The sequence below is a fragment of the Candidatus Peregrinibacteria bacterium genome, assembly GCA_016699145.1.
Lineage (GTDB): Bacteria > Patescibacteriota > Gracilibacteria > UBA1369 > 2-02-FULL-48-14.
The window spans coordinates 575603-596112 of the sequence record CP064962.1 but is presented as its reverse complement, the minus strand read 5'-3'; the positions used below and the strand labels follow the sequence as shown (position 1 = coordinate 596112).

The 20510-nt window shown below is 48.3% G+C and carries 35 protein-coding genes; 3 read left to right on the top strand and 32 right to left on the bottom strand.

Features of this window, described 5'->3' with window-relative positions; translation table 11 throughout:
* Positions 1-9: 9 nt before the first annotated feature.
* The 10 genes from trmD to infA all read right to left on the bottom strand — a co-directional run bounded on the left by trmD (position 10) and on the right by infA (position 5048).
* Positions 10-693: a tRNA (guanosine(37)-N1)-methyltransferase TrmD gene (trmD, locus tag IPG41_03250; GenBank protein ID QQR55545.1), complete on the bottom strand. Its 684-nt coding sequence runs from the start codon at positions 691-693 to the stop codon at positions 10-12.
* A gap of 83 nt (positions 694-776) precedes the next feature.
* Positions 777-1187, bottom strand: coding sequence for a 30S ribosomal protein S9 (gene rpsI, locus IPG41_03245; protein QQR55544.1), 411 nt, complete (start codon positions 1185-1187; stop codon positions 777-779).
* 4 nt (positions 1188-1191) lie between these two features.
* Positions 1192-1632 carry a 50S ribosomal protein L13 gene (gene rplM / locus IPG41_03240; GenBank protein QQR55543.1) on the bottom strand — a complete coding sequence of 147 codons (441 nt, stop codon included), beginning with the start codon at positions 1630-1632 and terminating at the stop codon, positions 1192-1194.
* Positions 1633-1661: 29 nt separating this feature from the next.
* Positions 1662-2015, bottom strand: a complete 354-nt coding sequence (rplQ, locus tag IPG41_03235; protein QQR55542.1) for a 50S ribosomal protein L17 — start codon at positions 2013-2015, stop codon at positions 1662-1664.
* Between the two features lie 69 nt (positions 2016-2084).
* Positions 2085-3065, bottom strand: a complete 981-nt coding sequence (locus tag IPG41_03230; GenBank protein QQR55541.1) for a DNA-directed RNA polymerase subunit alpha — start codon at positions 3063-3065, stop codon at positions 2085-2087.
* A 16-nt stretch (positions 3066-3081) separates the two neighbouring features.
* Positions 3082-3696, bottom strand: a complete 615-nt coding sequence (rpsD, locus tag IPG41_03225; GenBank protein QQR55540.1) for a 30S ribosomal protein S4 — start codon at positions 3694-3696, stop codon at positions 3082-3084.
* Positions 3697-3719: 23 nt separating this feature from the next.
* The gene (gene rpsK / locus IPG41_03220) at positions 3720-4088 is read right to left on the bottom strand and encodes a 30S ribosomal protein S11 (protein QQR55539.1); all 369 of its coding nucleotides are present in this window, start codon (positions 4086-4088) and stop codon (positions 3720-3722) included.
* A 109-nt stretch (positions 4089-4197) separates the two neighbouring features.
* Positions 4198-4575: a 30S ribosomal protein S13 gene (gene rpsM / locus IPG41_03215; protein ID QQR55538.1), complete on the bottom strand. Its 378-nt coding sequence runs from the start codon at positions 4573-4575 to the stop codon at positions 4198-4200.
* A 36-nt stretch (positions 4576-4611) separates the two neighbouring features.
* Complete coding sequence (gene rpmJ, locus IPG41_03210) at positions 4612-4725, bottom strand: 50S ribosomal protein L36 (protein QQR55537.1); 114 nt, start codon at positions 4723-4725, stop codon at positions 4612-4614.
* On the bottom strand, positions 4722-5048 hold the full coding sequence (infA, locus tag IPG41_03205; GenBank protein ID QQR55536.1) for a translation initiation factor IF-1: 327 nt from the start codon (positions 5046-5048) through the stop codon (positions 4722-4724). Before infA ends, rpmJ begins: the two co-directional genes overlap by 4 nt.
* A 118-nt stretch (positions 5049-5166) precedes the next feature.
* Between infA and IPG41_03200 the strand changes: the two genes are divergently transcribed.
* Both IPG41_03200 and IPG41_03195 read left to right on the top strand, forming a co-directional pair.
* Positions 5167-6390 carry a hypothetical protein gene (locus IPG41_03200; GenBank protein ID QQR55535.1) on the top strand — a complete coding sequence of 408 codons (1224 nt, stop codon included), beginning with the start codon at positions 5167-5169 and terminating at the stop codon, positions 6388-6390.
* Positions 6330-7193 (top strand): LCP family protein, encoded by an 864-nt coding sequence (locus IPG41_03195; protein QQR55534.1) that lies wholly within the window; start codon positions 6330-6332, stop codon positions 7191-7193. The genes IPG41_03200 and IPG41_03195 overlap by 61 nt, the downstream gene beginning before the upstream one ends.
* Positions 7194-7207: 14 nt before the next feature.
* On the opposite strand, the gene IPG41_03190 is transcribed toward IPG41_03195, so the two are convergent.
* On the bottom strand, positions 7208-8785 hold the full coding sequence (locus tag IPG41_03190; GenBank protein QQR55533.1) for a hypothetical protein: 1578 nt from the start codon (positions 8783-8785) through the stop codon (positions 7208-7210).
* 164 nt (positions 8786-8949) lie between these two features.
* Here IPG41_03190 and IPG41_03185 point away from each other — a divergent pair, with 164 nt between their 5' ends.
* Positions 8950-9738 (top strand): helix-turn-helix domain-containing protein, encoded by a 789-nt coding sequence (locus IPG41_03185; GenBank protein QQR55532.1) that lies wholly within the window; start codon positions 8950-8952, stop codon positions 9736-9738.
* Positions 9739-9742: 4 nt separating this feature from the next.
* Here the strand turns inward: IPG41_03185 and IPG41_03180 are convergent, their stop codons facing one another.
* The 21 genes from IPG41_03180 to IPG41_03080 form a co-directional block, all read right to left on the bottom strand.
* Positions 9743-10291, bottom strand: a complete 549-nt coding sequence (locus tag IPG41_03180; GenBank protein ID QQR55531.1) for a hypothetical protein — start codon at positions 10289-10291, stop codon at positions 9743-9745.
* A gap of 25 nt (positions 10292-10316) precedes the next feature.
* Complete coding sequence (gene map / locus IPG41_03175) at positions 10317-11090, bottom strand: type I methionyl aminopeptidase (GenBank protein ID QQR55530.1); 774 nt, start codon at positions 11088-11090, stop codon at positions 10317-10319.
* The gene (locus IPG41_03170; GenBank protein ID QQR55529.1) at positions 11081-11725 is read right to left on the bottom strand and encodes a nucleoside monophosphate kinase; all 645 of its coding nucleotides are present in this window, start codon (positions 11723-11725) and stop codon (positions 11081-11083) included. The genes map and IPG41_03170 overlap by 10 nt, the downstream gene beginning before the upstream one ends.
* Before the next feature lie 20 nt (positions 11726-11745).
* A complete protein-coding gene (gene secY / locus IPG41_03165) occupies positions 11746-13026 on the bottom strand; it encodes a preprotein translocase subunit SecY (GenBank protein ID QQR55528.1) in 1281 nt (426 codons plus the stop codon).
* 50 nt (positions 13027-13076) lie between these two features.
* Positions 13077-13526, bottom strand: a complete 450-nt coding sequence (gene rplO / locus IPG41_03160) for a 50S ribosomal protein L15 (protein ID QQR55527.1) — start codon at positions 13524-13526, stop codon at positions 13077-13079.
* A gap of 25 nt (positions 13527-13551) precedes the next feature.
* Complete coding sequence (gene rpsE / locus IPG41_03155) at positions 13552-14193, bottom strand: 30S ribosomal protein S5 (GenBank protein ID QQR55526.1); 642 nt, start codon at positions 14191-14193, stop codon at positions 13552-13554.
* Positions 14194-14210: 17 nt separating this feature from the next.
* A complete protein-coding gene (locus IPG41_03150) occupies positions 14211-14561 on the bottom strand; it encodes a 50S ribosomal protein L18 (GenBank protein QQR55525.1) in 351 nt (116 codons plus the stop codon).
* Positions 14562-14629: 68 nt separating this feature from the next.
* Positions 14630-15184, bottom strand: a complete 555-nt coding sequence (gene rplF / locus IPG41_03145) for a 50S ribosomal protein L6 (protein ID QQR55524.1) — start codon at positions 15182-15184, stop codon at positions 14630-14632.
* A 17-nt stretch (positions 15185-15201) separates the two neighbouring features.
* On the bottom strand, positions 15202-15588 hold the full coding sequence (rpsH, locus tag IPG41_03140) for a 30S ribosomal protein S8 (GenBank protein ID QQR55523.1): 387 nt from the start codon (positions 15586-15588) through the stop codon (positions 15202-15204).
* Positions 15589-15620: 32 nt separating this feature from the next.
* On the bottom strand, positions 15621-15851 hold the full coding sequence (locus IPG41_03135) for a type Z 30S ribosomal protein S14 (protein ID QQR55522.1): 231 nt from the start codon (positions 15849-15851) through the stop codon (positions 15621-15623).
* Between the two features lie 20 nt (positions 15852-15871).
* The gene (gene rplE, locus IPG41_03130; protein ID QQR55521.1) at positions 15872-16450 is read right to left on the bottom strand and encodes a 50S ribosomal protein L5; all 579 of its coding nucleotides are present in this window, start codon (positions 16448-16450) and stop codon (positions 15872-15874) included.
* A 4-nt stretch (positions 16451-16454) separates the two neighbouring features.
* Complete coding sequence (gene rplX, locus IPG41_03125; GenBank protein QQR55520.1) at positions 16455-16760, bottom strand: 50S ribosomal protein L24; 306 nt, start codon at positions 16758-16760, stop codon at positions 16455-16457.
* A gap of 4 nt (positions 16761-16764) precedes the next feature.
* Positions 16765-17133 (bottom strand): 50S ribosomal protein L14, encoded by a 369-nt coding sequence (gene rplN / locus IPG41_03120; GenBank protein QQR55519.1) that lies wholly within the window; start codon positions 17131-17133, stop codon positions 16765-16767.
* Between the two features lies 1 nt (position 17134).
* Positions 17135-17371, bottom strand: a complete 237-nt coding sequence (gene rpsQ, locus IPG41_03115; protein ID QQR55518.1) for a 30S ribosomal protein S17 — start codon at positions 17369-17371, stop codon at positions 17135-17137.
* 2 nt (positions 17372-17373) lie between these two features.
* Entirely contained in the window at positions 17374-17538 is a 165-nt protein-coding gene (rpmC, locus tag IPG41_03110; protein QQR55517.1) for a 50S ribosomal protein L29, read from the bottom strand.
* Positions 17539-17543: 5 nt separating this feature from the next.
* Positions 17544-17963, bottom strand: a complete 420-nt coding sequence (rplP, locus tag IPG41_03105; protein ID QQR55516.1) for a 50S ribosomal protein L16 — start codon at positions 17961-17963, stop codon at positions 17544-17546.
* A gap of 2 nt (positions 17964-17965) precedes the next feature.
* Positions 17966-18610 carry a 30S ribosomal protein S3 gene (gene rpsC / locus IPG41_03100; protein QQR55515.1) on the bottom strand — a complete coding sequence of 215 codons (645 nt, stop codon included), beginning with the start codon at positions 18608-18610 and terminating at the stop codon, positions 17966-17968.
* A 3-nt stretch (positions 18611-18613) separates the two neighbouring features.
* Positions 18614-18994 carry a 50S ribosomal protein L22 gene (gene rplV, locus IPG41_03095; GenBank protein QQR55514.1) on the bottom strand — a complete coding sequence of 127 codons (381 nt, stop codon included), beginning with the start codon at positions 18992-18994 and terminating at the stop codon, positions 18614-18616.
* 19 nt (positions 18995-19013) lie between these two features.
* Positions 19014-19292 (bottom strand): 30S ribosomal protein S19, encoded by a 279-nt coding sequence (rpsS, locus tag IPG41_03090; GenBank protein ID QQR55513.1) that lies wholly within the window; start codon positions 19290-19292, stop codon positions 19014-19016.
* A gap of 27 nt (positions 19293-19319) precedes the next feature.
* Complete coding sequence (rplB, locus tag IPG41_03085) at positions 19320-20177, bottom strand: 50S ribosomal protein L2 (GenBank protein QQR55512.1); 858 nt, start codon at positions 20175-20177, stop codon at positions 19320-19322.
* Between the two features lie 5 nt (positions 20178-20182).
* Complete coding sequence (locus tag IPG41_03080; GenBank protein ID QQR55511.1) at positions 20183-20509, bottom strand: 50S ribosomal protein L23; 327 nt, start codon at positions 20507-20509, stop codon at positions 20183-20185.
* Position 20510 lies beyond the last annotated feature (1 nt).

Sequence of the window (20510 nt, the reverse complement as noted above, 5' to 3'; positions counted from 1 at the left end):
GGCGTGAATTTAAGAATGAGGATGGCGCCTATGAGCTCTGCGCCATTTTGCGATTTCGGCATGGTTGCCCGAGAGCAGTACAGGGGGGACTTTTTTACCTTTGAAGGACTCGGGTTTGGTGTAGTGGGGGTATTCCAACATGCCTTCTAGGGCGTCGCTGAAAGATTCTTCGTGAGCGCTTTGTTCATCGCCGAGCACGCCCGGGAGCAGTCGGGCTACAGCATCTACAATGGTCAGGGCGGGCAGCTCACCCCCGGTCAGCACGAAGTCACCGATGGAAATTTCTTCATCCACTAGCAATTCGATGATGCGCTCATCAATGCCTTCGTAGCGCCCGCAGAGCAGGATGAGTCCTTTCTTGGAATTTTTGCGTGCCGCGAGGCCACTTTCTGCAAGTTCTAAGGCCTTTTTTTGTGTGAAGCGTTGTCCAACAGGACTCATGTAGAGCACTGGTCCTGTATTGAGTTTTTTTATGGCTTTGATGGCATCGTAAAGAGGTTGGCAGGCCATGAGCATGCCGCTGCCTCCGCCGTATGGGGTATCGTCCACTTTGTGATGACGTTCTTTGCTGTAATCGCGAATGTTGTGCACCGCCACAGTGATGTGACCCGCTTCAATCGCGCGTTTTAAAATGGAGTCCTCAAAATAAGGCTGCACAAGTTTGGGGAAGAGAGTGAGGATGTCGAAGCGCATGGATGTATTTTAACGGGTTTCTTAAGAGTCGGGAACCAAAAAACCGGCCAAAGCCGGTTTTGAGTCTTGAATTGATGAGATGATTAACGTTTGCTGAATTGAGGAGCGCGGCGAGCACGGTGTAGACCGGGCTTTTTGCGTTCTTTGGCACGGCTGTCTCGAGTGAGGTAGCCTTCTGGTTTTAAAAGGGAGCGCAGGCTGGAATCGAATTCCAAGAGAGCCATTGCAATTCCGTGACGAAGGGCTTCGGCTTGTCCTTGTATGCCTCCACCTTGAACCATAGCAGAGATGTCGAATTGTTTTTCCATGTGCACCAATGCGAGAGGGGCCATGAACACATTGACCATTTCTTCAGTCGTGAAGTATTCGCGTGCATCCTGGCCATTCACTACGACGCGACCGTTCCCTTTGTAGAGGCGAACGCGAGCCACAGCGGTTTTACGCTTTCCATTGGCGTAGAAATAAGTTCCGGAAAAGGTCGTTGCTTCAGTCATTGGATTAAGCCAAAGTTAAGGGTTGTGGATTTTGAGGTCCATGAGGGTGCTCGGTTCCTGCATAAACATGGAGCTTAGCGAGCACGTGTTTACGAAGGCGGTTTCGAGGAACCATGCCTTTCACTGCGAGCTCGAGAATTTTTTCAGGGTTTTCTTTACGCAGCTTTTCAGGAGTTGTGGTGCGGAGCCCACCGGGGAATCCGGTGTAGTGTACGTAGGTCTTTTGAGTCTCTTTATTTCCGGTCAAAACCACTTTTTCAGCATTGATCACAACCACTTGGTCTCCACAAGCAATGGAAGGATGGAAGAGAGGCTTATTCTTTCCACGAATGATGGTTGCAATGGTGGTTGCGAGGTCTCCCACAATTTTGCCATCGGCATTGATGAGGTACCATTTTTCAGACTTTTTAGCGTCTTCGAGTTTTGTGTGAGTGGTCTTTTGCATACTTTTTAGTGTAGCACACGGGGTGCGTGTTAAACGAGTTGAATTTGTACGACTGCCGCTGAGTCACCGCTGCGGAAACCCATTTTTACGAGGCGAGTGTATCCTCCTGTGCGGTCTTGGTAGCGAGGTTTCAAAACTTCAATGAGTTTGCGAGTTGCATTTTTGTCGAACACCACTTGATTGATTTGACGGATTGCTTCACGAGCGTCTTTGGTTTTGGCCTTGGTGATGAGATCTTCCACTACAGGGCGCACCGCTTTGGCACGAGCCACCGTGGTCTTCACCTTTTCAAATAAGATGATGGAAGTGGCCAGGTTGCGGATGAGGGCAGCGCGGTGATCGCGTTGCATGTTCAGCTTGAGTTGTTTCTTTTGGTGACGCATATCGTTGGGGGGCTACGCACGGGTTTGTGCGGGGCTCAAGAATCTAAAGTAAAGGGATAGTAAAGTCAATCAATCTTCCATGGGGAGGTTGAGTCCACGCTTCTCGAGAGCGTCTGCCACTTCGGTGAGAGCCTTCTTTCCAAAACCGCGGAGGTTGGAAAGGCGAGCTTCAGAGGAGTGAGTGAGTTCTTCGATGGAGCCGATTCCTCCGTTGATGAGCGCATTGAGCGTTCGAGGAGAAAGTCCGAGGATCTCGATGGGAGTGTAAGATTGTTGTTGAGGGCGAGTGCTGTCTTCTTCTGCCTTCGCTTTGGCGGCGATTTTCTCGAAATCGCTCATGAATTCAGGTTCTACAGGGGCTTCGTCGCGGTTGAAGATGTTGAAGTAAGATTCCAAGACTTTTCCGGCGAATTTTAGCGCATCGTCAGGGGTGAGAGAACCGTTGGTTTTCACTTCGAGCAGCAGTTTATCGAGGTTGGTTTCTTGACCCACACGAGTGGCTTCCACGGTGTAGTGGATGCGTTTCAATGGGGAGAATACCGCGTCGATTTCAATGATTTCGGCATCGTCATCTTGGTGTTGACCGATCACAGAAGCGCGATAACCCACGCCTTTTTCAATGCGGATGTCCATCTCCAAAGAACCTCCTTTATCGATGGTGGTGATGTAGAGGTCTGGGTTGTGGATGGTCACTCCAGAAGGAGCATCGATGTCCGCAGCCGTCACAATTCCTCCGGTTTTCACCTTGAGGCTGAGCGTTTGCTTGGTCGTTCCATCGAGGCTGACTGCCAGTTGCTTCAGATTGAGCATGATGTCGAGCACGCTGTCTTTTACGCCTTTGAGAGCGGCGTATTCATGAGTCACACCTTTGATTTTGACTCCGGTCACTGCGGCTCCAGGAAGAGAGGAAAGCATCACACGACGCAGTCCGTTTCCGAGCGTGGTTCCATAACCTTGAGGGAGAGGACTGATAGCAAACGTGGAGTGAAAGTCCCCCATCTTCTGTTCTGAGATTTTTGGGAGACCGATTTCTGCTTGAATGATGTGCATATCGGCGGGTTATGGATTATTTGGAATAGAACTCAACGATGAGCTGAGTGTCTATGATTTTATCGAGGTCTTCCTGTTCAGGAAGTGAGCTCACCTCGATTTTGAGGCCTTTTTGCTCAGCTTTGAGCCAGCGAGCAGATCCGAAATCCTTGTCCTCTTTCACTGCGGTGAAAAGGGGGCTGGTTTTTGATTTTTCACGCACTTCAATCACATCGTTTTCGTGCACTTGCATAGAAGGAATGCTCACGCGGCGGCCGTTCAAAGTCCACATCCCGTGGTTCACCATTTGACGAGCCTGAGCGCGGGTTTTTGCAAATCCTGCACGGTACACCACGTTGTCGAGGCGGCTTTCGAGCATTTTTTGCAAAGCCACACCGGTCGCTTCTTTCTTGGTTGTTGCCTTAAGGTAATAGTTTCGGAGTTGTTTTTCAGTGAGTCCGTACATAAGGCGCATCTTTTGCTTTTCCAAAAGTTGCTTCTTGTATTCGGAGGCCTTTCCTTGGCGGTTTCCACCGTGCATTCCAGGTCCTTGAGGGCGCTTTTCAAGAAGGGCCGTCATCTTGGCGGTGCCAAAGATGTCGACTCCGAAGCGTCGTACGAGGCGTCCTTTTGGTCCAGTGTATCGAGACATGAGCTTTAAATTATTGAGTTAAGTTATACTCGTCGAGTGCGAGGTTGACGGCATCCGTTGTGAGGCACCGGAGTGGTGTCTACGATCCTGAGGATGGTGATGCCTTGGGCAATGAGTCCACGAAGGGCTTGTTCACGTCCATGACCGATTCCTTTTACAAATACGTCTCCACGTTCGAATCCATAAGCTTTGGCTTTTTCAGCGGCGGCTTCGGCGGCCATTTGCGCCGCGTAGGGGGTCGCCTTCTTTGATCCTTTGAATCCGCAAGACCCAGAAGTGGCCCAAGAAATCACTTTTCCATCAGCATCAGTGAAGGTGATGATGGTGTTGTTGAAACCGGCTTGTACATAGATTGTACCACTCACAACAGTTTTCCTCTTGTTGCGACGCACGGTCTTTTTTCTTCTCCAGCAGGTTCAGTCCCTGTGGCGGTTGCAGCACCTGCTGCAGCGGTAGTCTTGGTTTCTTCGGTCATAATGAAATTAATAGTTGGAGTGAGTTTTACTTGGTTTCTTTCTTACGTCCACTGCCCATGGTCATACGGCGTCCACGTTTGGTACGAGCATTGGTCTTGGTGCGCTGTCCACGAGCGGGGAGGCGCTTTTTGTGGCGGAAACCACGGTAAGAACCGATGTCTTGCAGGCGTTTGACGTCCATTTGTACTTTGCGGCGAAGATCACCTTCGGTGCGAAGTTTAGTGAGAGCATCGCGGAGTTTAGCAAGTTCATCTTCACTGAGGTCTTTCACTTTCTTATCTAGAGGGATGTTCAATTCGTTCAGCATGTTCTTGGAAATGGCACGGCCCACACCATGAATGTAGGTGAGACCCACTTCCACACGTTTTTCCATAGGCAGTTGAACTCCAGCGAGACGGACCATAATGAGATTATTTATTCAGTTAGAGAAAGTGTCAGGTTAACCCTGGCGTTGTTTGTGCTTGGGGTTTTCACAGATGATGCGCACCACTCCCTTGCGTCGGATTTTGTGGCATTTTTCACAGATGTTTTTTACAGAGGATCGGACTTTCATTGAGCCGGGCTATTAGGGTCTAAAGTTTCAGTGGGAGCTGGAGGAGCAGCTTCTACAGCTGGAGCCTCTTGGGTAGGCATTGGAGGTCCACCTTTCTTGTGGCGGAAAACAATACGCCCCTTCGATAGATCGTAAGGTGTCAACTCGACGGTGACCGCATCTCCCGGGATGATTCGGATGTAATTGATCCGCATCTTGCCTGAGAGGTGACAGAGCACTACGTGGTCAGTCGGGTAGGCAGGGTCATCCAGTCTCACACGGAATGTCGCATTAGGTAAACATTCTACGACGATTCCTTTAATCTGAATGACTTGTTTGGTCATTTATCTGGTTAAAGATAAAAGCAGCGGGATTCTACATGGGCGGTTTGGCTTTTGCAAGGGAATTTTTAATTCAAAAATCTCTTTTGTAGTTTTCTGCTCTGCGGTAGACTCATGTCCGATGTCAGCCAAGAAAACTCCCGCCACTCCTGAACCCTCTGTTAAAAGCAAAAAACTCTCCCTTCAAGGAGGCCTGCTCACGCTTTTGATTTTGGCGGTTGTGTTTCAATTTTTTCAAATCTCTCACTTAGAAAAGAAGCTGGTCGAACTCAGCCCAGGTGCTGAAGATAGCGGTGGCTTGTCTGATTTTTTTGGAGGTGAAGAGGAATCCGAAGAAGATGAGCTCGGTACTTTGCTTTTTGATTTTGTGAACAATTTGGGCGTCTATGAAGAAAACAAAGCGCGTTATGAAGCCAATTTGGCTGCTTTGCAGACCGCTGTGCAAGATGCTTACTGGAATGGAAAAGGTTTGAGTCTGAGCAACCCACAGGGCACTTATACAGAGCAAGACTTGGACTACATCTTTTTAGATGCCAGTGTGGGCAATGTGCCTTTGTTGACTCTTTCTTTGGCTTACGATGGCAAGGTGGAGGTACACGTTTATGGGTCTGAATTTGAGCTTAGCGATGGACAGTCGGTGGACAGTTCCATCGTTGAAGTGAAGGCTCATCTGGACACGGACTTGGACACGTTGAGAAGCACTGTTCAAAAGGTCAACGCGCAGCGCACAGCTTTGTCCATTTTTATTCTCGGGCAAGATTTTCAAACGCTTGTGATGGAAAAATCACTTAAAGTGCTTCCTGAAGCGGATCAACTGGGATCTTATGTGATTGTTTTTCAAAATTCGGAGGCCACTCCTATTGCAGAATGTGAGGTTCTAAAGAAGAATGCGCAGCTGGTGTGCAGCACCCAGGCCCCTGCCGAGGAGTTGAGCGGAGCTTCGGTGGCTGAAGTGCAAGAAGACTTGCTCGCTTTATTCACTGCAATGGATGCCCGCACGGCACTACAGAAGAAAGTGGATGAGCAGAAAGCTAAAATTGCCGAAGTTTTGGAAGATCCTGCTTTTAAGGCCTCTTTGAAAAATGCGGGTTTGAGCGTGGGCTCTGCTACGGAAACAGAGACGGCCATTCAGTATCCTATTGTGAATGCCGGGGGCGCTGTCTTGCGTCTTTTAATTTTGGACAAGTCTACAGGGGAAGTGAAAGTCAGCCTGTCCGATGGACAAGACACTCAAGGTTTGGTGACGGCGGTGCAGCTGCTTGAGTTCTCGAGTAAAAAAAAACTTTGGACCTCCCCAGTTTCGTCCCGGACTATGTTGAGCTCGTTGATGACCCTAACAATTTGAATGTTTTATTGATGGGGAAGCATGGTTCCAATGTGGACACCATGATTTTTGCGCATGTCGACTCTGTCGATGGGAAGGTGGTTTTGGTCAGTATTCCTCGTGATCTTTATTATCAGAATAGAAAAATCAACAGCATTTATGCTGGGAAAGGGGTCTTGGCTCAGCTCGCAGCGGTGGAAGATGTGGTGGGTTATAAGATTCAGCATTATGCTTTGGTGGACATGTATGTTTTCCGCGATATTGTGAATGAATTGGGAGGCATTGATGTGACTTTGAAAGAGGATCTCATCGACCCCACTTATAAGGTTTGCGATGGAGATGTTTGCTCGACTTTGTACTATGAAGCGGGGCTGCATCATTTGGATGGAACTGAGGCGTTGCGCGTGGCTCGTTCTAGACACACCACGTCGGACTATTCTCGCGCGGAACGTCAGCAGCTCATTTTACAAGGAATTCAAGATAAGTTTAGAAGCTTGGGTGTGGAGGATGCCGCGACTTTGTTCGATCTCATGACCACGATTTTGGGTGCCTTGGAAACAGACATCACTTTGGCGCAGGCCACGCAATACGTTTTGAAGTATCAAAATTATGAAATCGATGGAGGCAATGTGATCTCTACGGTCAATGTTTTATCGGCAGTGCCTGTGCCTGTGGATTACGTGACTTCTCATCCCATCAGGATTTGTGAAGATGAAACCAAGCCAGAAACCTGTAAAGACACCTTTGCCATCGATACTTTGCAGCCCAAGAACAGCAATTGGAATCTCATGCGGTGGTATGTGAGTGGGCTTTTGGAAGAGTAGGGGCTGGAGCCGGATCAATAGAGCTCTGCCAGGTAACACTTTTCGCAGTAAACGGTTTCAGGTCTTTCGGGTGCAAAGGTTGAATTCATGGGGCCCTTGCATTTTGAACAGTTGCGTAAGTAAATCTTGTGGGGATTGCGTAAGCGCATCCGTGTCATGTGTCTACAGTCTGGGCATTTGCTTGGCACCGGGAATTCTTTGAGACGAGCGATTTCTTGAGGAATCGGTTTGTAGTTTTTTCCGCAGCTCTCGCAAGCCAAGCGGTCTCCGTGAGCGGGTTGATACTCTTTCATGTCTTTTTCGCGCCATCGATAACCTTGGGCCAGGGCTTGTTCTCGCGTTAGAGGCACATAGTCGTTGGCCACAGTTTCATTGTAGGCAAAGGCTGAATGCTTGGCAGGGAAGAATTTTCCAAAATCACTGCCCATCAAAGCGATGACTTTGGGGACTAAGGTTTCGTACTCTTCTTTTGTGTACTGCTTGTTCAAAATGCAATACTGTTTGTTTCGCAGTCCCACGCATCCAAATAGATCTTTAGAGTTGTAGCAAAATTGGCTGTAGGCTACATTTTGTGAATTGAAAATATAGGTCGAAAAAATCACATTGTAAGTTCCGATCGTCCCCATCACTTGATAGTTCAACTCGGGTTTGATGTACATGTTGGAGCAGTCTATCAAATCTTTCACTTGCACGCCAACTGTCACGTATTTGCAGTCTTCACTGTCGTTCATGTCGTAGCTTTCGGTGCAGTTTTTGCAGTTTGTCAAAAAGTCTCCAGTTGAATTTTCGCTGCTTACAATGTTGGCGTATTTATAAATTCTGCGGGCACGCATTTCGTCAAAAATGGCTTTTGTTTTTGTTAAATCTTTCATTGCCTCGGCGACTTTGATCGCATACTCTTCTTTTGAAACAGGCTGATTCATGAAGTGATATTCTTTTCCAGTTAAACCTGTGCAAAGGAAGCAATTGCTCGAGCGGGCCACGTTGTCGCAAAAAGAGCAGTCGTAGGCATTTTGGCTGTAATACACGTAACGGCAATTGTAGCAGTTCTTAACATAAAAACATTCGTATAAAAACTCGCTGTCGTAGCAGTAAGCCGAGTCCATCACGTCTTTGCAGGATTGAATCAACTTGCCGTAAAAACAATCTTCGTCGTTTTCACTGCAGTTGATGAGGTAGCAATTTTTGCTGTAGGCCGTTCCCGTGGTGTAAGGGCAATTTTCATTGCTGACTTGGATCAAGTTCACTCGAGGGATTTGCAAATTGATTTCCTGGATTTGTTCGAAGAAATTTCTTGAAAAATCCACGTTACGTCCATAAGCAAGCGCATCCCAGTTTTCGCTCCACCATTCTTCGTGGGTCACCACTCTAAAAGGGGAGTCTGTATGATAGAGAGCAATTTTCCCGTTGTTGTTATAGAGGTATTGCTCGTTTCTTTGAATGGTTCTTTGTGCCAGGCGACAATCCGGGCATTTTTCAGGCTCAGGGATTGGAAATTTTTGTGTTCCGTAAACGGGTGAAATTTTCTCCAAAAAGGCCACTTCTTCGGGACTGACTTCAAAGGAAATTTGGCAGGTGGTACAGGTTTTCATGAGAGTAGTTTGATCCAATCCATACGATGCGTTAAACAGCCGTATTCTAGTTTTTTTTGAGGTTTTGTAAATTTACGTTGTAATTTTACCACAAAATATTTGACTTTTTAAATCTGTTAGATTAGCCTTAATGTAATTCTGACGAAATTTTCCCACACAGCTCTATGATGGAACAATTGCAAAAACTTGGGCTCAATTCTAAAGAAGCGGCACTGTACTTGGTCAGTTTAGAAATGGGGGAAGCGTCACCCGTTTCGACACTCGCAAAGAAAGCGGGTATAAACCGGACCACGGCGTACGATATTCTGGAGAGTTTGGTGCAGCGCGGACTTCTGGTTTCTTCTGAACATAAGGGCTTTCGAAGTTATCGGGCGCAGCCCCCCGAGAAGCTCATCACTTATCTTAAAGAAGAAGCGGATCGTTTTTTGAGGCTTTCTCAGGAAGCAAAGAGGATACTGCCTGAATTGACGACTCATTATCACGCTTTGTCGGATCGACCACGTGTGTATTTTTATGAGGGAGAAGAAGGGCTGGTCCGTGTGTATGAAGAAACCCTAACTTCCAAAGAAGAAATCCGTGCTTTTGCGAATGCTCAGGTGAATCAAGATCTTTTGGGTTGGTATTTCCCGCGGTACTATGAACGTCGTGCAGAGAAAGGAATTCCTATTCGAGGGATTTTGATGGATACGCCGGTGGATCGAGACTTGCACGAAAAAGATCAGTTGCACTTGAGAACGAGTCGAATCATTCCCAAATCAAAGTTGGATTTTACGCCCGAAGTGAATTTCTTTGACGATAAAATCATGATTGCTGATTGGAAGGAGAAACTTGGGATCATCATTGAAAGCAAAGAGATCACTCATTTGTTTAAGCAGGTTTTTGAACTGGCTTGGGAGGCTGCAGAAAAATATCAGATGGAAGCACCTTCCAAGGAGAAAAGGAAGAAAGTATGAGTTTTTATGTACACAAAAATGCTTCGTACTTGTAGGTCTCAGGGATGTATTGGCCTGTGCACTTGAGTTTTTGCCAAGTCTTGAGTAGTTCATCTGCTACCCCTACAGGATACACGTAACGTTGTAGGGCCCCTTCGCCACTACCGGCTCCGGAATCGTCGGCGGCATCTAAAATCAATTGCTCACCCTCTAAGATGAGGTTCACAGGGTTGAAATCTTCATCGGGGATTTTATATAAAAGTTCCCACTTTCCTTTGATCGGTTTGGCAAGAAGGCCGCTCCAGGCAATATTACCTTCTGATTCCCAGACTCGAGTTTCGGGGAGGGCATTCCACGCGTTGGGTTGAGTCACAAAGGCGAGAGTGAGATCCCCCAAAGAAAAACAGCGTGTGATTTGTTCAGGAAGAACATCTGAAAGTTCAGAACCCTTGATTCCTTCTTGGCAAATTTCAGGATTTGCATGTTCAGTCAGTTTCATGCTTTGTTCTTCACTGTTAACGCAGCCGGTCAATATTAAAAGACTGAGACTGAGCAATAAGAAGATTTTTTTCATGCGAGGAGTTTAAGGTGCGTTCATTTTATACCTCCTTCTCCCCAGGCCTCAAGCTGAGCACTTCGTAGCCGGTTTTGGTGATGAGCACGGTGTGTTCGTGTTGCATGGCGAGGCTGCCGTCGGTGGTCACGAGGGTCCAGTCGTCATCGAGGGTTTCGATGGCATTTTTGCCCGTGCAAATGATGGGTTCGATTGCGATGGTCATTCCGGCACGAAGCTGTGTCCCTTTGCCAGGTTCACCGTAATTCAAGATGTAAGGAGCTTCATGCATGTTTTCTCCGATGCCATGGCCGGTGAGTTCGGTGATTACAGTGAAGCCGGCGTCTTCCACGACCCTTTGAATGGCATGACCGATGTCTCCCACACGGCATCCATCCTTCACCTGATGAATGCCCGCCCACATGGCTTTGATGCAGGTGTCTACGAGTCGCTGAGCGAGGTCTGAAGTTTTTTGTCCCACCACCACCGCTACAGCCGAGTCGCTGACCATGCCGCTCACCACGACTCCACCATCAATCGAAAGAATATCCCCTTCTTGCAGAGGGACTTCAGTCGGGAAGGCGTGCACCACTTGGTCGTTTACGGAGGTGCACAAAATGTAGGGATAGCCGTGATAGCCTTTGAAGGCGGGGCGCACTTTGTACTTTGCGCAGAGTTCTTCGGCGCGGCGCTCCAGATCCATGGGAGTGATGCCTGGCACCGTCATGTCTTCGAGCTCTTTTAAAATGAGCCCAAGGATGTGGCAACTTTCCCGCATGGCTTTGATTTGTTCCGGCGTTTTTACTTTAGTCATGCCCATGAGAAGTCCGTTTTAAGGACCTCTTGAATGTCCAAAGTCACTTTTTCGATGGCTTGCTCTCCTTTAACGGTCAGCATTTTTCCTTCTGTTTTGTAGGCATTGATCACAGGCACAGTTTTTTCGAGGAAGGTGTCTAGACGCACGCGAATGGCTTCGGGAGTATCGTCCTGACGAGTCACCAGTGTGCTGCTGTCTTTTTCACAGTTGTCTTGGCTGTAGCTGGCCGGATAAATGGTTTTGCAGGCGGGGCACATGCGGCGAGTGGTGAGACGTTTCACCGCTTCTTCTTCGCTCAGTTCAATGAGTAGGCCTTTGAAAGAGCGGCCTTCTTTTACCATCAGGGCATCGAATTGTTCCTTTTGATCACCACTGCGAGGTATGCCATCGAAAAGAGCATTCTTCCCCGTGGGAAGGCGGTGCAAGAAATCTGCGATGATTTCCATCACCACTTCGGTGGGCACCAAATGTCCAGATTCGATGATGCTTTTCACCTTGTGAGCCAGTTCGGAATCTTCTGTGGAGAGACGGCGAAGTTCAGCTCCTGTTTCAAAAACAAGGAGTCCACAATGTTCAGCGATGGCTTTGCTTTGCGTGCCTTTTCCGGAGCCTTGCATTCCGAAGAGTACGAGATCCATGTTTGAAAGTTAGGAAGCGTTTAGCGGTAGAAACGCTCGTAATGATGAGTGAGCAACTGAGCGTTGATTTGACGAATCAAGTCCAAAACCACACCCACAACGATGATGATTCCGGCTCCACTGATGAGAGTGGGAACTCCTCCGATGTTCATTTCTGTAAAGATGAGTTGCAAGACAATGGGGAGCACTCCTACGAAAGCGATCAAAGTTCCTCCGAAAAGATTGAGGCGGTTGGACACCTTGGCAAGGTACTCGGCGGTTTCTTTTCCTGGACGAAGGCCGGGCACAAAGCCGCCCCGTTTTTGGATGTTTTCTGCGATTTCTTCAGGTTTGAAGACGATGCTCACATAGAAGAAAGTGAATCCGATCACCAGGAAGAAGTAAAGCACAGTGTAGAGCCAGCTTTGAGTGTTGAGTTGAGTGGTGGCCACGCGACCTATTGATTTCACCCATTCGGAATCGGCGTATAAAAGGAATTGTCCGATGATGGAAGGGAAGGTGATGAGGGAAACTGCAAAAATAATGGGAATCATTCCAGCTTGGTTCACGCGAATGGGCATGAAGGCTTGCTCCGCTTTGCCGCGCCCTCTTTGACCTGCATAAGTGATGGGAATGCGGCGCTGTCCTTCGGTGAAGAGGACCACGAGCAAGGTGAAGAGCAGACTGAAGAGTAGAATTGCAAGGAGGGGCAGCAATCGTTCGGGCTCGGCTTCAGCCAGTTTGAGGGAAGGCCCTACCACAGGAGGAATGGCAGCAAGAATACCTGCAAAGATGATGATGGAAGTTCCGTTTCCAATGCCTTTTTCTGTAATGAGTTCACCGAGCCACATCAGAGCAATGGTCCCTATGCTCACGGTGAGCATGATGGGCAAAATGACCATGGGATCGCTCATATTGGGGATGATTTCGACTTGAGCTTGAGAGTTGATGAGGGCAATCATTCCATAAGATTGCAGAATGGCCAAAGGCAAGGTCAGCCAACGGGTGTAGCGGTTGAGGCGTTTGCGGCCCTGTTCTCCTTCCTTGGAAATTTCTTCGAGGCGAGGCACGATCACGGTCAAAAGTTGGATGATGATGGAGGCATTGATGTAAGGGGAAAGTCCCATCAGTACAATGGAAAAGCTTTCGCCACTTCCTCCGGTCAGTAAGCTGAATGCTCCTAAAAGGGAATTTCGTTCGAAGACGTAGGCCAGGGCTTCACGATTCACTTCAGGAATGCTGATGTGAGTCATGAGGCGGTAAATCAAAACGATCCCCAGCGTAAAGAGGATCTTTTTGCGAAGGTCTTTTGATTTCCACATTTGCTTTAAAACATTCATGATTGAGCCTTGAAATCGCTTGCGCGAGGTTATTATTCAGCCGTTTTTTCTAAAACAGTGACTTCTGCGCCGGCTTTTTCTGCCTTTTCAAGGGCAGTAGCAGAAGCACGATTCACCGTGAGTTTCACTTTTACGGTGAGCTCTCCGTTTCCGAGCAATTTTACTTTTCCAAGTGCTTTGATGAGCTTTTTGGCATGCAGCACTTTAGCGTCCACTTTTTCCCCGTCCTTGAAGACGTTGAGATCTGCCAAATTGATGGGCATGTAGGTGACTTTATTCGGATTCAAGAATCCTTTGAGCTTGGGCATACGTCGGATGAGGGGAGTTTGTCCTCCTTCGAATCCAGGGCGTACACCTCCTCCAGAACGAGAGTTTTGTCCTTTCATTCCGCGTCCAGAATAGTTTCCACGGCTGAGCCCGCGTCCGCGACGAAGTTTGGATTTGGTGCTACCGGGGGTGGGTTTGAGTGTGTGTTGCTTCATAAGTATTTAAGAGGAGGATCTTTAATTAATCTTTTTTAGGGGCTGCTTTCTTGTCAGCGTGTTTTTTATCGGGTTTGTTCATGCGTTTGTCTGCATTCACCATTTCGTGGGCTTCTTTGCGAGACATTTTCTTCATTTCAGGATCAGCGCGTTCGGTGTCTTCACGAGCTTCTTCACGAACCTTGTCGGTTTCCATGTCGGGGCGTTCACGCAGCTTGGTGAGCGCCTTGTAGGCGGCCTTAGCAGTGTTCACACGATTGTTGGAACCGAGAGATTTGGAGAGCACATTGCGTACGCCGGCGAGTTCCAGAATTTGGCGAAGGGCTCCTCCGGCAATGAGTCCGGTACCTTCACTGGCAGGTTTGACGAAGACCACAGAAGATTTGAATTTCACTTGAATTTGGTGGGGGATGCTTCCTTTATAAAGAGGCACGCGCAGCAAACGCTTTTTGGCTTTAGCCACTGCTTTTTGAATGGCGAGCTGCACTTCCACGGCTTTTCCAATTCCATAACCCACGGTGCCTTTCTTGTTCCCGATCACAACGGTGGCACGGAAGCGCATGCGGCGCCCTCCTTTAACCACACGTGTTACACGAGCGACTTCAACCACGGTTTCTTCGAATTCCTTGGTTTCTTTGGGTAAGGGTCTTTTTCCAGGTTTAGGCATAGGGTTTAATAGTGAGATTAGAACTTGAGGCCACCTTCACGAGCGCCTTCAGCAAGGGCAGCAACGCGGCCGTGATATTTGTAACCATTGCGATCGAAGACACAGGCTTTGAGACCGGCTGTCTTGGCTTTTTCAGCGACTTCTAGACCAACGGCTTTGGCACGTTCCACTTTGTTGCCTGATTTGGCTTGCATGTCGTGAGCGGCCACAAGGATTTTGCCAGAGGTGTCGTCCACAAGTTGAGCGTAAATGTAGCGTAAACTGCGGAACACAATGAGGCGAGGCAACTTGTCTGTGCCGGAGATGCGCGCGCGAATGCGCACATGGCGCTGAGCGCGTTTCTGATTTTTAGCTTTTTGAGAGTTCATGTCTTAGAGTTGGTGTCTTAGAGTTGATGTCGCTTGAGCGACGGTTATTGTCTAGCACTGCGTGCTTGTTATGCAGCTTTAGAAGCTGTCTTACCCGCCTTGCGACGGATGCGTTCTTCTGCGTATTTGATTCCTTTTCCGAGGTAAGGCTCTGGAGGTCTGAAGCCGCGAATTTCTGCTGCCACTTGACCTACGAGTTGCTTGTCGATTCCAGAAACGGTGAGCAGATTCTTCTTTTCATCGTCGATTTTGAATGTGATTCCAGCAGGGGTGGGGTATTCAATCGGGTGAGAGTAACCCAAGTTGAGCACGAGCTTGCTTCCTGCGACAGAAACACGGTAACCCACTCCGTTGATCTCGAGCACTTTGCTGAAGCCTGTAGTCACACCGGTCACCATGTTTTGGATGAGAGTGCGAGTGAGTCCATGGAGAGCGTGTTTGAAACGATCTTCATCGTCGCGAGTCACTACGATTTGGCTTTCTTCAACAGTGACTGTGATCATGGGGTGAGGAGTCCATTTGAGTTCTCCTTTAGGCCCTTTGACCGTGAGCAGTCCGCTTGCATCCTTGGTGACGGTAACGCCAGAGGGGATGAGCACCGGATTTTTACCAATTCGAGACATAATTTAGATTGAATAGTTTAGTAGATTTCACAGAGGAGTTCTCCGCCGAGCTTGGCCTTGCGAGCATCTTTACCACTCATCACTCCTTTGGGAGTGGAGAGGATGGCGAGGCCGAGTCCGTTGAGCACTTTTGGAATTTCGCGGGTCTTTACATAGATGCGTTGACCCGGACGGCTGATGAGAGTCAGAGTGAGGTCGCGCTTTTCTTCAAAGAGTTCAATCAGAATCTCTTTTTGCACTCCTTCGCCTGTGACTTTGCTTTCACGGATGTATCCGGTTTCTTTGAGCACGGCACAAATGTCTGCTTTGAGACGAGAATGAGGAACGTGCACGAAGTTCTTGCGAGCGCGGGCAGCGTTTCGGATTCTTGTGAGAAGGTCGGCAATGGGATCGGTGAGTGTCATTTTAATGTCAGTATGATGGTAGAAATTGAGGATTACCAGGAAGATTTTTTGAGGCCCATGATGGCTCCACTGCGAGCCAGTTCTCGGAAACAGATACGGCAGAGGTCGAATTTTCGCATGTAACCGCGAACGCGTCCACATTTTCCACAACGGTTGTACATTTTAACCGCTTGACCTGGCTTGGGTTTGAGACCCAAGGAGCGACGGTGGGCTACTGCCTTACGTCTTTTGGTCGCCTTATTGATCATCGAGAGTTTAGCCATTGTGGTTTCTAAAAGTTAGATTATTGAGCCTTGCGAGCCACTTTACCTTCGACGTTGATTTCATCGCGGAAGGGGAAGCCGAGACTTTTCAAGAAAAGATAGGCTTCGCGGTTGCTTCTGGCAGTGGTGCAAACGTTGATTTGCATTCCGTGGCCACGAGTCATGTTTTCTTGGTTCACTTCGGGGAAAATGGTGCAGTCTTCGAGTCCAAGTGCAAAATTTCCATGTCCATCGAAACCTCGAACTGAGATTCCGCGGAAGTCGCGTACACGGGGAAGGGCAATGTTCACAAGTCGGCCAATGAAGTCATTCATGCGGTTTCCACGAAGGGTTACGTGAATGCCCACAGGGAGACCTTTACGAAGTTTGAAGTTGGAAATGGCCATACGGGCTTTGCGAACCACAGGCTTTTGACCAGTGACGTCGAGCAGGTTCTTCTCAACGTGAGAGAAATCTTTGTTCCCTCCGGTGACCATGCTGCCGATACCCACATGCACGCTCACCTTCTTAAGAATGGGGAGGGCATGAGGATTGCTGCGGCCGGACTCTTTTAAGAGTTCGGTCATGGCTTCGTTTTGTACAGGTTTCTTTGCGGGCATAATGTTAGAGTACGGTGTTACTTTTTTTAGCGATGCGTTCTTTTTTACCGTCTTTGTTATTACGGTAACCGACGCGGCTTGCTTTTTTAGTCTTGGGGTCGATGAGCATCACATTGGAAGCTGCAATAGAAGCTTCGAAGGTGCTCTTGGATCCTTTCTTGGTGGCGGTCTTCTTCACGTGGCGAACGACCATGTTGAGGCCTTCTACCACTACGCGATTGCTCTTTTCGAGGACGCGTAGAACCTTTCCGGTTTTATTGCGGTCCTTTCCAGCGATCACGACGACATTGTCTCCAGTCTTGATTTTCATAGTTTTAAAGTACTTCAGGTGCTAAAGAAATGATTTTTTGATATCCACGTTCGCGGAGTTCACGAGCTACAGGTCCGAAGACACGAGTTCCTTTTGGCACTCCGTCTTTTCCGACGATCACCACGGCGTTTTCATCGAAACGAACGGAAGATCCATCTTTTCGGTGAAGCGTCTTGGTCATACGTACAATCACTGCGCGTTGAACAGACTTTTGTTTCACAGCTCCCTTTGGGGCCGCTTTTTTTACACTCACAACGATTTCGTCACCGATGTAAGCGTAGCGACGCTTGGAGGAGCCGAGAACCTTGATGCACATCACTTCTTTTGCACCACTGTTGTCGGCGACCATGAGATTGGATTGTTGCTGAATCATATTATTTGCTTTGAGTGGGCTGAGTTACGGTCCAACGTTTCAGTTTAGACAGAGGACGAGTTTCGTAGATGGTTACCACGTCTCCTACCTTGTAAGCGTTTTCCTCGTCGTGCGCGTGGAAACGAGCATGAACGGTGTAGCGCTTTTTGTACTTAGGATGCGTCTTGGAAGTTTCTGCTTCCACAACGATGGTCTTGAGTCCAGATTTTGAGACGACAACGCCTTTTTTACTTCGCATAATTAATTGTTAGGAGAGCTCTGTTTATTGAAGGTATGAATACGAGCGATTTGCCTTTTAAGGTCTTTTACTTTATGGCTTTGCTTGCTCTTTCCGGTCTTGAGATCCACACGAAGGTGAGCCAGTTCTTTTTTGAGTTCGTCTATGGGTTTAGCTTGGTTTGTCATATCGATTAAAGGTCTTTAGTGGATACAACACGAGTCTTCACGGGGAGTTTATAACCGGCCATCTTGAGAGCGGCACGTGCTATTTTTTCATCGACTCCATCCATTTCAAACATGATGGTTCCGGGTTTCACCATAGCGGTGTAACGATCCACGGTACCTTTTCCGGATCCCATCGGCACTTCAGCTGCTTTTACAGTGATGGGCTTGTGGGGGAAAATACGAATCCAGATCTTTCCAACACGTTGAATGTGGTGGGCGAGTACACGGCGAGCGGCTTCAATCTGACGAGAAGACAATTCCTTGATCTCCATAGCCTTGAGTCCATAGCTTCCGAACGCGAGGGTTGAACCTCCTTTCGCATTTCCTTTGAAGGATCCACGAAGACGTTGGGATTTTCGATATTTAGCTCTTGAAGGGAGTAACATAACTATTTAGTGGCTTGTTTATTGAATACCATTCCTCGGTTGATCCAAACCTTAACACCGATGATGCCGTAGGTGGTCTTTGCTTCAGCAAGGGCGTAATCGATGTCCGCACGGAAGGTGTGGAGAGGGATTTGTCCTTCAGCATAGAATTCACTTCGAGAGATTTCAACTCCGTTGAGGCGTCCTCCGACACGGATCTTAACCCCCTTGGCACCGGCTTCGAGAGCCTTCTTCACAGACATTTTGGCAGCACGGCGGTAGGAAACACGGCGTTCAATTTGCATCGCGATGTTTTCTGCTGTGAGCCATGCATCGAGCTCAGGCTTCTTGATCTCTTTGATGTTGATAGTGAACTTGTGTCCGAAAGTTTTTTCGAGGTCTGCTTTGAGGCCTTCCACACTCGCTCCTTGGCGTCCGATGATCACTCCTGGTTTAGCAGAGTGGACGTTCAAAGTGATGTCTTTAGCATTGCGGAGCAGTTCGATGCGAGACACTCCGGAATCGGTCAGTTTTTTGCGAACAAAAGCACGAATCTTCATGTCTTCAGCAAGCATTTTTCCGAAGTTGCGTTTTCCTGCGTACCAGCTGGAGTCCCAAGTGCGGATGATTCCAGTACGAAGCCCAATTGGATTTACTTTACTTCCCATATCTTATGCTTGAAGGTTAGAAGGAGGAGTTTTTTTTGAAACTTTTTTCGTTTTTGCCACGGCGGTGTCTACGGTCACTCGAATTTGAGCGGTTCGCTTGAGAATAGGGTGCACACGTCCACGAGACACGGATACGCCACGTTTGTAGGTGGGACCCTTGGTCACGACGATTTCTTTGATGTAAAGGTGGTCACGGTTTTGCTTCAAATTGTGCTCGGCATTCGCAGCGGCAGAAGCCACAACCTTGTAGAGAATTTTGGCACCTTTCTTAGGGGTGAACTTGAGCTGTTCCAGCGCTTCATTGACCATGGCGCCACGAACCATTCCCGCCACGAGGTTGGCTTTTTCAGGGGAGATGCGAATGTTGCTGAGTAAGGCTTTCATTGTTTAGATGCTTGTGAGGTTAGGCAGCGGCTGATTCTTTGCTCTTTAGAGGATGTCCACGGAACTTGCGAGTGTAAGCGAATTCTCCGAGACGGTGACCCACCATGGCTTCAGTGACGAAGACCGGGATGTGTTCTTTACCATTGTAGACCGCGAAGGTGAATCCTACGAACTCTGGAGCAATCATTGAGCGACGAGCCCAAGTTTTGATCACTTTCTTCGTATTGCCTTCAGCGACCATCACTTTTTTGGTGAGGGAGGCATCTACATATGGACCTTTGTTACTGCTTCGAGACATAGTTCGTAGGGCGCACTAGTGTGCGTGTTAGAGATTATTGAGTTCAGCGAGCATCTTACCCTTTCGAGTCTTCACAATCCACTTATCTGTGTATTTTCGACGGCGAGTTGCTACGCCCAGAGCGTGAAGCCCCCAAGGAGTCTTAGGATATTTCATACCGATGGGACAGTTTCCTTCTCCTCCTCCGTGAGGGTGGTCGCAAGGGTTCATAACCTTACCACGCACTTCAGGGCGGAGACCCATCCAGCGGCTGCGTCCCGCTTTACCAATCGATATATTTCCATGATCGAGGTTGGACACCCGTCCGATGCTAGCGAAACATTTCTTTTGAACGAAGCGCACTTCTCCGGAAGGGAGTTGTACTTGAGCGTACTGCCCATCCAGGGAAACAAGCTTTGCGACAGAACCCGCAGACTTGGCCAATTGGCCGGGTCCGTTGAGGTCCACTTGCACGTTGTATATATCGAAGCCCACAGGGATATTTTCAAGCATCATGCGGTTTCCGGTGCGAGCACGGGTTTTGTCTGCGGTCACAATGCGATCTCCAACCTTGATCCCTTCGGGAGCCAATTGATAGCGATACTCTCCATCTTTGTAGCAAACGAGCATGATGAAGGCTGAGCGATTGGGATCGTATTCCACTGTTTTAACGGTGGCTTCGATGTTGAGTTTGTCGGTCTGTTTGAAATCCACAATACGAAGCTTGGTCTTATTACCGGCTCCACGGTGACGCACGGTGATGACTCCACGTGCATTGCGTCCAGCATACTCTTTTTGAGCTTTGAGCAATTTTTTGAATGGCTTGTTCGTGGTCACTTCCTCATAGGTGAGGATGCTCATTTCACGACGAGCGTTTCCCGTTTTTTTAACTTTCTTGAGTGGCATATGCTTTAGTTGGAAGCCGCAGCGGCTTTGGATTTAGAGGGTTTTGCAGTTTTAGCGAGATCGAGCTTTTCACCTGCTTTTAGAGTCACAATGGCACGTCGAGTGGCGGCACGCTTTTGCATGGGCTTGCGGCTTTTCCCGAGGCGAAATTTTGGTAGACCGTGAAGGATATTCACTTTGTCCACTTTAACTCCGTACAGTTCCATGAGTGCGTTTTTCACATCCACTTTGGTGGCTGCATCGTGAACGATGAAACTAAACTTGTTCTTCACTTCTTGACTCACACTTTTTTCAGTCATGATCGGCTTGAGAATGGTCTGAGCGATGTTCATA

Bases quoted from the DNA above. Each gene is read 5' to 3' on its own strand.
- trmD (QQR55545.1), bottom strand. From the start codon at position 693: ATGCGCTTCGACATCCTCACTCTCTTCCCCAAACTTGTGCAGCCTTAT.
- rpsI (QQR55544.1), bottom strand. From the start codon at position 1,187: ATGACTGAAGCAACGACCTTTTCCGGAACTTATTTCTACGCCAATGGA.
- rplM (QQR55543.1), bottom strand. From the start codon at position 1,632: ATGCAAAAGACCACTCACACAAAACTCGAAGACGCTAAAAAGTCTGAA.
- rplQ (QQR55542.1), bottom strand. From the start codon at position 2,015: ATGCGTCACCAAAAGAAACAACTCAAGCTGAACATGCAACGCGATCAC.
- IPG41_03230 (QQR55541.1), bottom strand. From the start codon at position 3,065: ATGCACATCATTCAAGCAGAAATCGGTCTCCCAAAAATCTCAGAACAG.
- rpsD (QQR55540.1), bottom strand. From the start codon at position 3,696: ATGTCTCGATACACTGGACCAAAAGGACGCCTCGTACGACGCTTCGGA.
- rpsM (QQR55538.1), bottom strand. From the start codon at position 4,575: ATGGTCCGTCTCGCTGGAGTTCAACTGCCTATGGAAAAACGTGTGGAA.
- rpmJ (QQR55537.1), bottom strand. From the start codon at position 4,725: ATGAAAGTCCGATCCTCTGTAAAAAACATCTGTGAAAAATGCCACAAA.
- infA (QQR55536.1), bottom strand. From the start codon at position 5,048: ATGACCAAACAAGTCATTCAGATTAAAGGAATCGTCGTAGAATGTTTA.
- IPG41_03200 (QQR55535.1), top strand. From the start codon at position 5,167: ATGTCAGCCAAGAAAACTCCCGCCACTCCTGAACCCTCTGTTAAAAGC.
- IPG41_03190 (QQR55533.1), bottom strand. From the start codon at position 8,785: ATGAAAACCTGTACCACCTGCCAAATTTCCTTTGAAGTCAGTCCCGAA.
- IPG41_03185 (QQR55532.1), top strand. From the start codon at position 8,950: ATGATGGAACAATTGCAAAAACTTGGGCTCAATTCTAAAGAAGCGGCA.
- IPG41_03180 (QQR55531.1), bottom strand. From the start codon at position 10,291: ATGAAAAAAATCTTCTTATTGCTCAGTCTCAGTCTTTTAATATTGACC.
- map (QQR55530.1), bottom strand. From the start codon at position 11,090: ATGGGCATGACTAAAGTAAAAACGCCGGAACAAATCAAAGCCATGCGG.
- IPG41_03170 (QQR55529.1), bottom strand. From the start codon at position 11,725: ATGGATCTCGTACTCTTCGGAATGCAAGGCTCCGGAAAAGGCACGCAA.
- secY (QQR55528.1), bottom strand. From the start codon at position 13,026: ATGTGGAAATCAAAAGACCTTCGCAAAAAGATCCTCTTTACGCTGGGG.
- rplO (QQR55527.1), bottom strand. From the start codon at position 13,526: ATGAAGCAACACACACTCAAACCCACCCCCGGTAGCACCAAATCCAAA.
- rpsE (QQR55526.1), bottom strand. From the start codon at position 14,193: ATGCCTAAACCTGGAAAAAGACCCTTACCCAAAGAAACCAAGGAATTC.
- IPG41_03150 (QQR55525.1), bottom strand. From the start codon at position 14,561: ATGAACTCTCAAAAAGCTAAAAATCAGAAACGCGCTCAGCGCCATGTG.
- rplF (QQR55524.1), bottom strand. From the start codon at position 15,184: ATGTCTCGAATTGGTAAAAATCCGGTGCTCATCCCCTCTGGCGTTACC.
- rpsH (QQR55523.1), bottom strand. From the start codon at position 15,588: ATGACACTCACCGATCCCATTGCCGACCTTCTCACAAGAATCCGAAAC.
- IPG41_03135 (QQR55522.1), bottom strand. From the start codon at position 15,851: ATGGCTAAACTCTCGATGATCAATAAGGCGACCAAAAGACGTAAGGCA.
- rplE (QQR55521.1), bottom strand. From the start codon at position 16,450: ATGCCCGCAAAGAAACCTGTACAAAACGAAGCCATGACCGAACTCTTA.
- rplX (QQR55520.1), bottom strand. From the start codon at position 16,760: ATGAAAATCAAGACTGGAGACAATGTCGTCGTGATCGCTGGAAAGGAC.
- rplN (QQR55519.1), bottom strand. From the start codon at position 17,133: ATGATTCAGCAACAATCCAATCTCATGGTCGCCGACAACAGTGGTGCA.
- rpsQ (QQR55518.1), bottom strand. From the start codon at position 17,371: ATGCGAAGTAAAAAAGGCGTTGTCGTCTCAAAATCTGGACTCAAGACC.
- rpmC (QQR55517.1), bottom strand. From the start codon at position 17,538: ATGACAAACCAAGCTAAACCCATAGACGAACTCAAAAAAGAACTGGCT.
- rplP (QQR55516.1), bottom strand. From the start codon at position 17,963: ATGTTACTCCCTTCAAGAGCTAAATATCGAAAATCCCAACGTCTTCGT.
- rpsC (QQR55515.1), bottom strand. From the start codon at position 18,610: ATGGGAAGTAAAGTAAATCCAATTGGGCTTCGTACTGGAATCATCCGC.
- rplV (QQR55514.1), bottom strand. From the start codon at position 18,994: ATGAAAGCCTTACTCAGCAACATTCGCATCTCCCCTGAAAAAGCCAAC.
- rpsS (QQR55513.1), bottom strand. From the start codon at position 19,292: ATGTCTCGAAGCAGTAACAAAGGTCCATATGTAGATGCCTCCCTCACC.
- rplB (QQR55512.1), bottom strand. From the start codon at position 20,177: ATGCCACTCAAGAAAGTTAAAAAAACGGGAAACGCTCGTCGTGAAATG.
- IPG41_03080 (QQR55511.1), bottom strand. From the start codon at position 20,509: ATGAACATCGCTCAGACCATTCTCAAGCCGATCATGACTGAAAAAAGT.